This window comes from Lentzea rhizosphaerae, assembly GCF_042649515.1.
In the GTDB taxonomy this organism is placed as follows: Bacteria; Actinomycetota; Actinomycetes; order Mycobacteriales; family Pseudonocardiaceae; genus Lentzea; species Lentzea aerocolonigenes.
In genome coordinates this window covers 149,359-161,859 of record NZ_JBHRZI010000008.1, presented here as the reverse complement: position 1 = coordinate 161,859, position 12,501 = coordinate 149,359, and the positions used below count along the sequence as shown (strand labels likewise).

General features: G+C 70.3%; 8 protein-coding genes. 4 read left to right on the top strand and 4 right to left on the bottom strand.

Features of this window, described 5'->3' with window-relative positions; translation table 11 throughout:
• Positions 1-353: 353 nt before the first annotated feature.
• Positions 354-1,736, bottom strand: a complete 1,383-nt coding sequence (locus ACFOWZ_RS05875; protein ID WP_382369917.1) for a ferritin-like domain-containing protein — start codon at positions 1,734-1,736, stop codon at positions 354-356.
• Between the two features lie 127 nt (positions 1,737-1,863).
• On the opposite strand from ACFOWZ_RS05875, the gene ACFOWZ_RS05870 reads away from it, so the two are divergent.
• On the top strand, positions 1,864-3,657 hold the full coding sequence (locus ACFOWZ_RS05870; RefSeq protein ID WP_382369915.1) for an ABC transporter ATP-binding protein: 1,794 nt from the start codon (positions 1,864-1,866) through the stop codon (positions 3,655-3,657).
• A gap of 4 nt (positions 3,658-3,661) precedes the next feature.
• On the opposite strand, the gene ACFOWZ_RS05865 is transcribed toward ACFOWZ_RS05870, so the two are convergent.
• Together ACFOWZ_RS05865 and ACFOWZ_RS05860 are read right to left on the bottom strand one after the other, a co-directional pair.
• Positions 3,662-4,204 (bottom strand): hypothetical protein, encoded by a 543-nt coding sequence (locus ACFOWZ_RS05865; protein ID WP_382369913.1) that lies wholly within the window; start codon positions 4,202-4,204, stop codon positions 3,662-3,664.
• Positions 4,205-4,284: 80 nt separating this feature from the next.
• Positions 4,285-7,371, bottom strand: a complete 3,087-nt coding sequence (locus ACFOWZ_RS05860; protein ID WP_382369911.1) for an AfsR/SARP family transcriptional regulator — start codon at positions 7,369-7,371, stop codon at positions 4,285-4,287.
• Positions 7,372-7,550: 179 nt separating this feature from the next.
• Here ACFOWZ_RS05860 and ACFOWZ_RS05855 point away from each other — a divergent pair, with 179 nt between their 5' ends.
• Together ACFOWZ_RS05855 and ACFOWZ_RS05850 are read left to right on the top strand one after the other, a co-directional pair.
• Positions 7,551-8,993: an FG-GAP-like repeat-containing protein gene (locus tag ACFOWZ_RS05855; RefSeq protein ID WP_382369909.1), complete on the top strand. Its 1,443-nt coding sequence runs from the start codon at positions 7,551-7,553 to the stop codon at positions 8,991-8,993.
• Positions 8,994-9,023: 30 nt separating this feature from the next.
• The gene (locus ACFOWZ_RS05850) at positions 9,024-10,556 is read left to right on the top strand and encodes a GH25 family lysozyme (protein ID WP_382369907.1); all 1,533 of its coding nucleotides are present in this window, start codon (positions 9,024-9,026) and stop codon (positions 10,554-10,556) included.
• 42 nt (positions 10,557-10,598) lie between these two features.
• Here the strand turns inward: ACFOWZ_RS05850 and ACFOWZ_RS05845 are convergent, their stop codons facing one another.
• Positions 10,599-11,678, bottom strand: coding sequence for a peptidoglycan-binding domain-containing protein (locus tag ACFOWZ_RS05845; RefSeq protein ID WP_382369905.1), 1,080 nt, complete (start codon positions 11,676-11,678; stop codon positions 10,599-10,601).
• A 242-nt stretch (positions 11,679-11,920) separates the two neighbouring features.
• On the opposite strand from ACFOWZ_RS05845, the gene ACFOWZ_RS05840 reads away from it, so the two are divergent.
• Positions 11,921-12,490 carry a hypothetical protein gene (locus ACFOWZ_RS05840; RefSeq protein ID WP_382369903.1) on the top strand — a complete coding sequence of 190 codons (570 nt, stop codon included), beginning with the start codon at positions 11,921-11,923 and terminating at the stop codon, positions 12,488-12,490.
• The last annotated feature ends 11 nt before the right edge of the window (positions 12,491-12,501 follow it).

The window sequence follows — 12,501 nt, the reverse complement described above, 5'->3', positions numbered from 1 at the left end:
TCTCCGCCACCAGCGCCATCGGATCGTTCACGATCCGCACCGCGTCCAGCCGCTCACCCGACGCGGTCAACCGCACGATCACCGAACGAGACCGGTGCAGATCGATCCCGACGAACTGCTTTCCGTCATACTCAGACACCAGGGGCCTCCCTTGCGTTGAGAACTAGGCAACCCGAGCGTCCGCTCGGGACCCACCAGGAGCGAGGCCCCGCTCCTTCATCGCATCAAGCCTCAATCGCAATCGTCGCGAAGCGGCGATGACGTAACCAAAGCTCGTCATACGGCACAGCCGACCACGCTGGGATGCGCACCAACAATGCGACCGTCAACAATGCGACGACTGCGTTGCGTGGTCAGGTCCGCCGGCTGGGCGGCACGTACTCGAACGTCGGGCCCGCTGTCGCCGTCCCGTCCTCCAACGGCATCGTCATCAGCGCCTGCGCCTGTGCTTTCACCTGGTACATCGTGCCGACGGTGGCGCCCAGGCGCGCTGGATCGCCGTTGAACGCTTCCTCCAGCTGTTTCAACAGCAGGCAGTAGGTGGTGTTGAACCGCTCCTGGGCCACGCGGATGTCGCTGCCCTCGGGGTGGTCGGTCGTGCGGGGGTTCGGCCGCATCGGCATGACCGCGTCCCAGTCGACCGCGATCGGCTCACCGGTCGGACCGGACTGCGGTGTGTCGCCGGTCTGGTAGCGGCGACCGTGCTTGAGCTCCTGGAACCGGTAGTAGTGCGCCACCTCGTCGCGGTCGGGGTGGAAGACGTCGCGGTCGCCGTCCCAGACGTCGGTTCGCGCGGCTCCCTCGCCCTGCTCGGTGATCTCGGTCAGCGCCGCCAGCGCGGACTTCAGGTCACGTACCGGAATGACCGTGCCGCCACCGCCGCGCAGGTGGAACTCACCGACCTGCCGTGCCGGATCGCCGCTGAAGACGGCGTCCTCGCCCAGTTCGTCGCACAGTCTGCGAATCCCCGCCTCGACAGCGGCGTAGAACTGCCCGATCGTCTCGTACCCGTCTGCCTCGGGCGGTGCGTCCGCCGTTGCCGGCTGCTCGATCCGCAGGAACAGCTCCAGGGCCTCTGGGCCGAACGGAACGAGCTGGATCTGGAGCGATCGGTCGCCGTGCGGCAACGGGTGCGGGTACGGCGGCAGCAGCGCGGGGGTGTCGAGCCTGGGCTCGCCGCCGACCGCGTTGAGCAGGTTCGCCGCCAGCGCCAGGTGCAGCATCTCCTCCGCGAGCACGCTGCCCACGACCTGCACGGCCTCGGCGTTGCGGCTCGGGTCCAGCGAGTACAGCGCGCACAGGTACGGAGGGATGGTCGAGTGCTCCAGCTCGATCGCCCACTGCAGGTGGCGGCGGAGGTCCTCGAGGGTCTCGATCGCACCGCTCGAGGGCTGCAACTCGACCACGACGCGGTAGGAGGCGGGTTCCGAGGTGATGTGCAGGCCGGGGTCGTCGAACATGCGCTGCACCGAGGCATGCCACTCGGGGTTGGCGACGGCCTGGTCCAGATCGGTTCCCGAGCTCCACTCGGCGACGTGGACGAACCGCGCCTGCGGTTCGTCGGCGAGTGGCCGGTGCAGGCGGGAGCGCACGAAGCCGGGCTGGGCCGACATGATCCGCGCGTTCTCCCGGTACGCCTCGACGAAGTGCTCGGCCTCGCCGGCCGGCACGAGGTAGTTCTTGATCACGACGACCGGCTCGCTGATGCCGGTGCTCGACTCCAGGAATTGACTCACGCCCAGGAAGACCGGACAGCCCTCGATTTTGTGACGACCCCTCGTGTGCAGCGCGGCGATATTCGATCGCTGCGACCCGGCTCTCTGCGGCAGCATGAGGAAGCCGAGGTGTCCGGAGGGGGACGGCGTGTCAGGATCGGAAAAGCCTTTCCGCAAGAACGCGGTGCAGCTCGCTGTGCGCCTGTACGGGAAGGAGTTGCGGCGCCACGGATTCATGTCCGCGGGCGCACTCGTGTTGCCCGCGCTGGGCGTGACGTGTCAGCTCTACCTCGCGCCGTTGGCGGTGGGTGCGCTCGTGGGCAAGCTCGCGGGTGGCGGCGGCACGAGCCTCAGCACCGTCCTGCCGTACGTGCTGGCCTTCGGCGGTTTCATGCTGCTCTCGGAACTGTTGTGGCGCATGGGTATGCACTGCCTCAACCGCGTTGACGGTCGCGGGATCGAGAACCTGTCCGCCCTCGCGATGGACGAGCTGCTGGCCAAGGACGCGGCGTTCTTCCACGACAACTTCGCGGGGTCGCTCACGAAACGGGTGCTGAGCTTCGCGTTCCGCTTCGAGGACTTCGTGGACACGCTGGTGTTCAAGATCTTCGCCAACTTCATCCCACTGGGTTTCGCCTGCGTCGTGCTGTGGCGCTACAACCCGGTGCTCGTCGCGGTGCTGGTCGGCCTGATCCTCGTCACCGGATTCGTGGTCGCGCCGCTCATCCGCCACCGCCAGCGGCTGGTCGACGAGCGCGAGGCCGCCGTCGCGCAGGTGTCCGGCCACGTCTCGGACACGCTCACGAACATGGAGACGGTGCGGGCGTTCGCCGCCGAGCAGCGCGAGAGCGCGGAGCACCGGACCCGTTCCGCCAAGCTGCGAACGCTGGCACTGCGGTCGTGGGACTACAACAACCTGCGCATCGACACCGTGATCGCGCCGCTGTCCGTGCTCACCAACGTGCTCGGCCTCGTCGTCGCGATCGGGGTCAGCGACGGGCTCGGCGTGGAGGCGATCGTCGTGACGTTCGCCTACTTCGGGAACGCGACGCGGATCATGTTCGAGTTCAACCAGATCTACCGGCAGGTGGAGAGCGCTCTCACCGAGGCGGCCCAGTTCACCGAACTGCTGCTCGACCCGCCGGTCGTGCTGGACCCGAAGCATCCGGAACCGTTGCGCGAGAAGGATTCCCGCGTTCGGTTCGAGAACGTCGTGTTCGCGCACGGCGGCGGCGAACCGCTGTTCAACGGGCTCGACCTGGACATCCCGGCGGGCACGCGGATCGGGCTCGTCGGCCGCTCCGGCGGTGGCAAGACGACGCTCACCCGGCTGCTGCTGCGGCTGATGGACGTCGACCGGGGCCGCATCCTCATCGGCGGTCAGGACATCTCCCGCCTGAGCCAGGCCGACCTGCGCAGCCTGATCGGGTACGTGCCCCAGGACCCGGCCATGTTCCACCGGACGCTGCGCGAGAACATCGCGTTCGCACGGCCGGGCGCGACCGACGCCGAGATCCACCGCGCCGCGCACGCCGCGCACGTGACGGAGTTCGCGGAGGCGCTGCCCGACGGGTTCGACACGATGGTCGGCGAACGCGGCGTCAAACTGTCCGGCGGGCAGCGGCAGCGGGTCGCGCTGGCCCGCGCCATCCTGCGCGACGCGCCGATCCTGTTGCTGGACGAGGCGACCAGCGCGCTGGACTCGGAGAGCGAGGTGCTGGTCCAGGAAGCACTGTGGCGGCTCATGGAGAACCGCACCGCGATCGTCGTGGCGCACCGGCTGAGCACGGTCGTGCAGATGGATCAGCTGATCGTGCTCGACCAGGGCCGGATCGTCGAACAGGGCACCCACGCGGAACTGCTCGACGTGGACGGGACGTACGCGAAGCTGTGGCGCCACCAGTCCGGCGGCTTCCTCGACGAGGCGGTCAGCACGCACTGAGCTCTCATGGCGGGCAACATCCGTAACGGGCGTGCGGGGCGTGGGTCACGCTCGCCCAGAAGCGGTCGCCGTAGGACCAGTGCCACCACCGCGCGGGGTGGTTGGCGAGGCCCGCCGCCCCCAGAGCGGTCGACAACAGGTGCCGGAGTTCGTGGTGCGGCGGCGGGATCGGACCGGTGCCGCAGGCCGGGAGAGGCGTGCCGGGGCTCGCCCGCCCGTCCCTGTTCGCCAGGGTGAGGTCCACCGCACCACCGGTCAGGTGGGGAGCCGTGCCGGGCGGTGTCGCGCACACGTCCGATCCTGGATCGAGTGCGCAGGCCAGGTTCCGGCACGGGAGCGCCGGTGGGCGGTAGCCGTCGACGATCAGCAGCCGGACCTCGCGGGGCAGCAGGGTCTGAGCGGTCACGAGCCGGTCGACGAGACCGGACCGGAGGTGGACCGGCCCCGCCGTGCGCAGCGGGGCCGAGGTTCGCACCTCCACGAGCACCTCGCCGTTGTCCCGCACGGGGACTCCGGCGAGGCACGGGTCGGGCGGCAGCACGATCATCGCAGGGTCTCCGACGCTGGCGGTGCAACGACTTCCACCGAAAAGGTCGGTCCCGGCGCTGTAAGAACGCTGCAACGGAATTACAGCGGCGTCCTGGTCGCTCCAGCCGTCAGCTCGTCGTACTCGCGGGCACCGTGGGCGTGGAACGTTTCCAGGGCTTCGGCGAGTGCGGCCTCGGCGGCGGCCTGGTCGCCTCTGGCCCGCTCGACCTGCGCGATGTCGCGCAGCGTGCGGGCGCAGAACAGCGTCGCCTCCATGTCGCGGAAGATCTCCAGCGCACCGGTGAGCCACCCGCGGGCCTCGTCGACGTTGCCGCACGCCAGCTCCAGTTCGCCGAGCGTGCGCATCACCATCGCCACCGACCAGCTGTCCCGCTCTGCCCGGTGCGCGACGAGCGCGGTGTCCAGTGGTTCGCGGGCTTCGGTGAACCGGCCCTGCCGCAGATAGGTCTTGGCCAGCCCGCGTCGGCAGAACTGCACGAGTTTGGTGTCGCCGAGGTCAAGGAACAGGACGAGCGCAGCGGCGAACGCGCTCTCGGCGGCGTCCAGCCTGCCGCAGGCGCGGTGGGTCAGCCCGATCGTGCGCAGGGTCAGCGCCTCGCCCCGCCGGCTGCCCGCCCGCCGGTAGGCCGCGAGTGCCTCGGCCAGAGCGGCGTCGGCGGCGTCGAAGTTGCCGCGCTCCAGGAAGACGGAGCCGATCAGCCGCTGGCAGTGCCCGGTGGCGCAGTCGTCGTCGAGGCTCGTGCAGGCGTCGGCGGCTTTGACGAGGAAGTGTTCGGCCTCTGGCAGGTATCCCTGCTCGCGGCAGGCGAGTCCGAGCGCGCTCAGGGCGCTCACCTCACCCCGCGGGTCGTGCAGGTCGCGGAACCGCTCGACGGCGTCGGTCAGGTGCAGGCGCGCTTCGGCGAAGCGGTCCTGTTCGTACCGGAGCTGACCCAGTTCGGCCATCAGCACCGCCTCGCCGTGCGCGTTGCCCGCCGCACGAGCAGCCTTCAGTGCGGCGCGGTGCACGCGTTCCCAGAGGTCCTCCACCCGGTTCAGCGCGTAGCTCGACGCACACAGCACCGACGCCACGGCCACCGCCAGCTCGTGCAGACCCATCTCGGCGCTGCGCTCCACGGCGAGCACGAGGGACGCCTGCTCGACGTCGAGCCACCGCCGGGGGTCCGCGAGCGCCGTGCCGACCACGTCCGGATCGGCCGCGACGACGCCTGCGGGCACCGGCGCGTGCGGGTGGATCGCCCCGGACGTCACGCTGTCGACCACGTGGTCGCGCAGCAGCTCCAGCACTGCCGCCCACCCGCCGGCCACGCGGGCGGTCGAGGCGACCAGGTCGGCCTCGCTCTCCCGTCGTTCGGCTTCCTCGCGCGCGTAGATGCGGACCAGGTCGTGCAGCCGGTACCGCACCTGGCCCGCGTCGTCGACGAAGGTGTAGTCGACCAGGTGGTTGTCGACGAGGTGCTCGACCACCTGCTCGGCCTCGTCGATCGAGACGTCGAGCGCGTAGGCGACGACCCACGCCGGGAAGTCCGCCAACCCCAGGTGACCGAGCCTGCGGAGCGCGGCCTGCGCGGCCGGTTCGAGGCTGTGCACCCCCATCTCGATGCTCGCCCGGATCTGCTGGTCGCCCGCGGAGAGCTCGTCGAGACGGCGGCGCTCGTCGGTCAGCCGGGCGGCGAGCAGGCGCGGCGTCCAGTGCTTGCGGGTGGCGAGCCGCGCTCCGGCGATGCGGACCGCCAGAGGCAGGTTGCCGCAGGACGTCAGGATGGCCCTGGTGGCGTCGGGGGCGTCGCCGATCCGGTCGGCGCCGGCGACCTTGGCCAGCAGGGCGGCGGCTTCGCCCGAGGAGAGCATGTCGATCTCGACGTGACGGGCACCCGCCAAACCGGCCAGCCGGTTGCGCGAGGTCAGCAGCACGGCGCAGGAGTCGGTGCCCGGCAGCAGAGGCCGTACCTGCTGCTCGTTCGCGGCGTCGTCGAGAACGATCAGCACACGGCGGTCGAACAACACGGTGCGGTACGCGTCCATGCGTTCGTCCGCCTCGTCCGGGATGGCGTCCGCCTGCAGCGCGCGCAGCAGACGGCCGAGCACCTCGGCGGGTGACGCGGGTGCTCCGCTCGTCCCGCGCAGGTCCACGTGCAGCTGTCCGTCCGGGTACGCCTGCGACACGTGGTGGGCCACGTGGACGGCCAGCGCCGACTTGCCGACCCCTCCCGGACCGATCAGCGCCGCGACGACGGGCCCGGTGTGCTCGCCGGTGAGCACACCGGCGAGCACGCCGACGAGCTCGGCCCGGCCGGTGAAGTCGGCGGCGTCGGGCGGGAGCTGGCGCGGCACGCGGTGGCCGGGGCCCCGGCCGTTGCCGGTCTGCGGTACGGCGGCGGGAGGCGGGGGAACGGATCTGGGCGGCGTGGCACGAGGACCCAGGAGCGCCGGGTCGGAACGCAGGATGCCCTCGTGCAACCGGGTGAGCTCAGGCCCCGGTTCGATGCCCAGCTCGTCGACCAGCGCCTCCCTGCCCTGCCGGAAGACGGTGAGCGCGTCGGCGGCGCGACCCGCTCGGTACAGGGCGAGCATGAGGTGGCCGCGCAGCGTCGGACGGGTCGGGTGCTGGCCCACCAGCACGGTCAGCTCGCCGATCAGCTCCTCGGCGAGCCCCAGCGCCAGGTCGGCGGCGATCCGCGCCTCGACGACCGCGATCCGCTGCTCGTCCAGACGGATGGCCTCCATCGCGAGGATGCGGCTCTGCACCCCGCCGAGCGCCGGCCCGCGCCACAGGGCGTCCGCGGTGCGGAAGGCGTTGGACGCCTCGCGGTGCCGCCCGCCGCCCGCCGCCGCACGTCCCTGGGCCACGAGCTGGTCGAACCTGTCCCTGTCGAGGCTGCCGTCCTCGATCCGGGCCAGGTAACCGGGTGCCTCGGTGCGGATGACCCGCGCGTCGGTGTCCCCGATCGTGCGGCGCAGCGTGGAGACGTAGGTCTGGATCAACGCCCTGGCGGTCGGTGGCGGGTCGTCGTCCCAGACGATGTCGACGAGCCGGTTCGTGGCCAGCACCCGTCCGGGAGCGAGCAGCAGCGCGGCCAGCAGGGTGCGGATCTTGGTGCCCTTCAGCCCGGCCGTGCCGTCGTCGCGCGTCACCTCCACCGGTCCGAGCAGGTGGAATTCCATGCGGACTCCCGATTTCACGGGCCACGGCCTCCCCGCCGCAGGCGCGGTCCAGCAGCGTACCGCCGCTGCAAGGCCTCTGTATCGGCGTTGCGCCGTCAATGCAGAAAAGGTGCAGCGCGGCCGCAGACGCTCGTTCCCGTCGAAGTTCCTCCACGAAGTCCACCAAGGGGAGAGCAGCCATGAACACGAACTCGATCCGCCGGGGCGCGGGAGTCGGCCTGGTCGCCGCCGCGCTCGTCGCGCTCGCCGCCATCGGCCCGGTCACCGCGGTCGCGGCACCTGACACCTCCACCGCGATCACCGGGCAGGCGGCCGGAAACCCGCCGCTGCCGAGCTATCCGGGACTGGCCGACGACGGCCGGATGGTGGCCTCGGTGTCCACGACGCCGGTGCCGTGCGCGGACAACGGCGCACACAAGAGCCTCACCCGTTCGCAGGTGCTGACCCGAGCGCAGAGCTGGCTGAACGTGGGCGGCGTCCCTTACAGCCAGTCCAGGTGCTACCGGAACTCCTACGGCGACTACCGGACCGACTGCTCGGGATTCGTGTCGATGGCGTGGGGGCTCGGCAAGCGGGGCAGCGACTTCTGGACGGGGAACCTCGGAGACGTGTCCACGGACATCCCGCGTTCGTCGCTGCAGCCCGGCGACGCGTTGCTGCGCCACGAGAACAACCCGTCCGTCGACCACGTGGCGTTGTTCGTCAGATGGGAGGACGCGGCGCACACCCGGCCGGTCGTGATCGAGCAGACCGGGTCCAAGGGCACGATCCAGCGGACGTGGACCCAGAGCAACGCGAGCAACTACCGGCCGGTCCGCTACGACCGCATCCTCGAGGGCTCCTCCAGCGGCAGCGGTGTCGCGGCAGGAGACGTGACGGGTGACGGCAGGGACGACCTGATCGCCCGCCGCCCGGACGGCACGCTGTGGCTGTACGTCAACGGCGGCAACGACTCCGCGCCGTACGGCAGCGGCTCCTTGATCGGCAGTGGGTGGGCGCAGTTCGCGTGGTTCCTGGCCGGGGACGTCACCGGCGACCGTCGCGCGGACATCGTCACCGCACGACCCGACGGCACGTTGTTGCTGTACACCAACAACGGCAACGACACCTCGCCCTACGACTGGGGCACCGTGATCGGGTCGGCGTGGCAGCAGTTCACCGAGGTGGCCCTGGGCGACGTGACCGGTGATGGCCGCGCGGACCTGGTGGCCGCCAAGCCGGACGGCACGCTCTCGCTGTACACCAACGGCGGCAACGACACCTCGCCGTACGGCACCGCGTCCCCGATCGGCACCGGGTGGGGCATGTTCAGTTCGTTCGTGGCCGGCGACGTGACCGGTGACGGCCGCGCGGACCTCCTCGGCGTCAAGCCGGACGGCACGCTGTGGCTGTACACCAACGGCGGCAGCAACACCTCGCCGTACAGCAGCGGCATCCTGGTCGGCACCGGCTGGCAGCCGTTCGACCGCGTGCTGCTCGGCGACACCAACGGCGACGGCCGCGACGACATCATCGCCACCAAGCCGGACGGCACCCTGTGGCAGTACGTCAACGGCGGCAGCAACACCTCGCCGTACAGCAGCGGATCTCTGATCGGCGGCGGCTGGGAACAGTTCGTCTGATCCCAGCACCGAGACACAGGGAGAATCGCCATGCGCACCCACACGTCACTTCTCGTCCTGGCACTCACCCTCGTGGCCCAGCTGCTCCTCGCCACCCAGTCGGACGCCGGCACGATCGACGTCGCCGCCCTTCCGCCCGGCTACACGGTCAACGGCATCGACGTCTCCAGCCACGACCACGCCGGGGGCAAGACCATCAACTGGGCCGGCCGACGGGCAGCGGGGGAGGAGTTCGCCTTCGTCAAGGCCACCGAGGGCACGAGCTACGTCAACCCGTACTTCAGTCAGGACAACAGGGACGCCAAGGCCGCCGGTCTCTACGTGGGCGCCTACGCCTTCGGCCGGCCCGACCTCGGCAACCCGGCCGGGCAGGCCAACCACTTCGTGAACAACCTCCAGTGGACCGCCGACGGCAGGACGCTGCCGCCGTTCCTCGACCTGGAATGGCCCTACCTGGCCGGCACGCCCGACTGCTACGGCCTTTCCCAGAGCCAGATGCGCACCTGGATCAGCACCTTCCTGACCACGGTCCAGGCGCGCATCGGCCGCACACCGATGATCTACACCAACGTCAACTGGTGGAACCCGTGCACGGGCAGCAGCTCCGCCTTCGCCGGGTACCCGCTGGACATCTCGAGCTGCAACTCGACACCGCCGTCGGTGCCGGGCTGGGGCACCAACTGGACGTTCTGGCAGTACGACATCGACGCGTGCAAACGCGGTGCGGTGCACGACTCCATGGTCTTCAAGGGATCTGTGACGCAGCTCGCCGCACTGGCCGGAGGCGCCGCGGGTGGTGTGACCGCCGGTGACGTGACCGGCGACGGCCGGTCCGAACTGGTGGCGCGTCGCCCGGACGGGACGTTGTGGATGTACCGCAACGGCGGCAGCAACACCGCGCCGTACAGCAGCGGCACCCAGGTCGGCGTGAGCTGGCAGCAGTTCCTGTGGCACCTGGCCGGTGACGTGACCGGCGACCGCAGAGCCGACGTCGTGGCGGCGCGTCAGGACGGCACGCTGTGGCTCTACACCAACGGCGGAAGCGACGCCTCGCCGTACGGCAACGGCACCCAGATCGGCGTGGCCTGGCAGCAGTTCCGCCACGTGGTCCTCGGCGACGTGACCGGTGACGGCAGAGCGGACCTGGTCGCCTCCCGCCCGGACGGCACGTTGTGGCTGTACGTCAACGGTGGCAGCAACTCCGCGCCGTACGGGTCCGGCAGCCAGGTCGGCGCGGGATGGGAACAGTTCCGGCACCTGGCGCTCGCCGACGTGACCGGCGACTCCCGCGCCGACCTGATCGCCAGCCGCCCCGACGGCACACTGTGGCTCTACACCAACGGTGGAAGCGACGCGGCACCGTACTCCACGGGCGCGCAGATCGGTGTGTCCTGGGAGCAGTTCGACCGGGTCCTGGCCGGCGACGTCACCGGTGACGCGCGCGCCGACCTGGTGGCCACCCGTCCGGACGGCACGTTGTGGCTGTACGTCAACGGCGGCAGCAACTCCGCGCCGTACGGGTCCGGCACGCAGATCGGCGCGGGATGGGAGCAGTTCGTCTGAGAGTTCCGCCCGGAGGCCGTGGGACAAGTGAGTCCCACGGCCTCATGTCGCGTCGTCGATTCGTTTCTTGTCGAGGCCCGCGAGCGCGGCTGCTTCTGTTCGCGTCTGTGCGGCCACCGTGACAGTCCCTGTCTTGTCCACGATCACGGCCAGCCCGAGCAGTTGGGCGACGTTGGCGGCGAACGCCACGTCCGTCACCGGGAACGGCCACTGCGTGACGGGTCCCGCGACAGGCGTGACGACGTTCAGCCAAGCCCGCCGCGGATCGTTCGAGCCGATCTCGACCGGGCGCCAGGCAGCGTGTTCGAACGTGTGCCAGACGAGCTTGACCGGGACCCCGGTGTTCTGCGACTCCCGCGCGATGTCGTTCAGCAGGTTGGCGATCCGCTGGGTGAAACCGGGGTTGCCCGGCGCCAGGAGCAGCGCGCGATACGCCGCCGTCCACGCCGGCGTTCCCTCCTGACCGGCCTGATCGGCCTGCCGCATCATCTCCGCCATCCGTTGGTCGATGGCCCGCGAGAACCCCTGGAATCCCTGCCACGCCGGTCCCACGTTCGCCGTGTCGATCACGACGTGGCAGTGGTACGTGTCCAGCGGACTCGCACCCCACGACGCCGCGGGGGTGAACTGTCCCAGCGGCGAGCCGGCCGGGTCCAGAAGCGCCGTCAACGCGGTGAAGATCCCGTCGCGGAAGGCGGACGGCAACCAGGCGGACAACGGGTTCAGCACGAATCCCCGGCCTGACCGCCTGCGGGCGAGCTCGTCCGCCCTGGTGAAGTTGAACTCTGGGATCAGCCGGGTCTGCCAGGACAACCACTCGTCCCGGTCGGCGAACGGCATCGCCCACTCACGGTCCAGCGTGGTGATCGTCCCGACGCCCGCCACCGGATCGTTCGGCGTCAGACCGCGCGACGTCTTGTAGGCGACGACGGCCGCGCTGGTCTGCTGGAGGAAGTTGCCGGTCGCGCCGTCGGGGATGCCGAACCCGAGGTCGATGAGCGCGAACTGGACCTTCCGCACGTGCTCGCCCTTCGCGCCGAAGCGGAGGAACGCGGACGTGTCGTTCCTCGCGATCCGCTCCAGTACCGGGTCGCCTCTGAATCGTGCCGACTCGAGCGCCACAGTTCCGCCCTTCCGAACTCCAACCCGACAACGCCGCCTACTCCGGGCATCGTTCGCGAATGGCGGAACGTAACGACCAGTGCGTTGCTTCATTCGGGTGAAGGCGCGCCGGGTCGTCGTACCTCGGCGTCGCCCGCCACCTCGCCGCTGAACAGCGGATTCGCAGAACGTGGTGTGGCCGTGCGGAAGCGCGCGGCCACGCTGATGCCTGCGGCGAAGTGCCAGAACAGAAAGGAACTCCCATGAGACGTGGACGGCTCATCGTCACGACCCTTGCCGCCTTCCTGGTCGCGGCCGCGTCGGCCGCCGCGTCACCACCGGTGGGCGCGGCGACGGCGGACCTCGTCGTGATCAGCCCTCCGGGATCGGCGATGACGCAGGAGGGGCTGCGGGCCACGAGGTTCGGCGCGAGCGGTCCGTCGGCCCGAGGGCTGAACAACGTGCCCGACGACCAGGTCGTGTGCGGCGTCGACGGCTGGAAGCCCACCTGGAGTCCGAAGCCGACTGTCAACTTCGGACTCAAGATGCGGTGCAACGGCAGGTGGGCGAGCGGCCTCGCGCACCTCTACCTCTACTACCGGTTCAGCGAGGGCGACAACTGGACGCTCGCCACCAAGGCGGAGAACGTCCCCCTTCGCGGCGGGGACAGTTCGACCCTCGTGATCGAAGGCCTCTCCCACACGCTCGCCCCCTGCTTCCCGGCCTATTGGTACGGGGTCGTGTACGTCCAGGCGACCTTCTACGCCGGGAGCCCGCTCACCGACTGGGGCTGGTTCGGCACCACCCGGCCGGATCCGTTCCTGAGCTGCTGAGGAAGGACGAC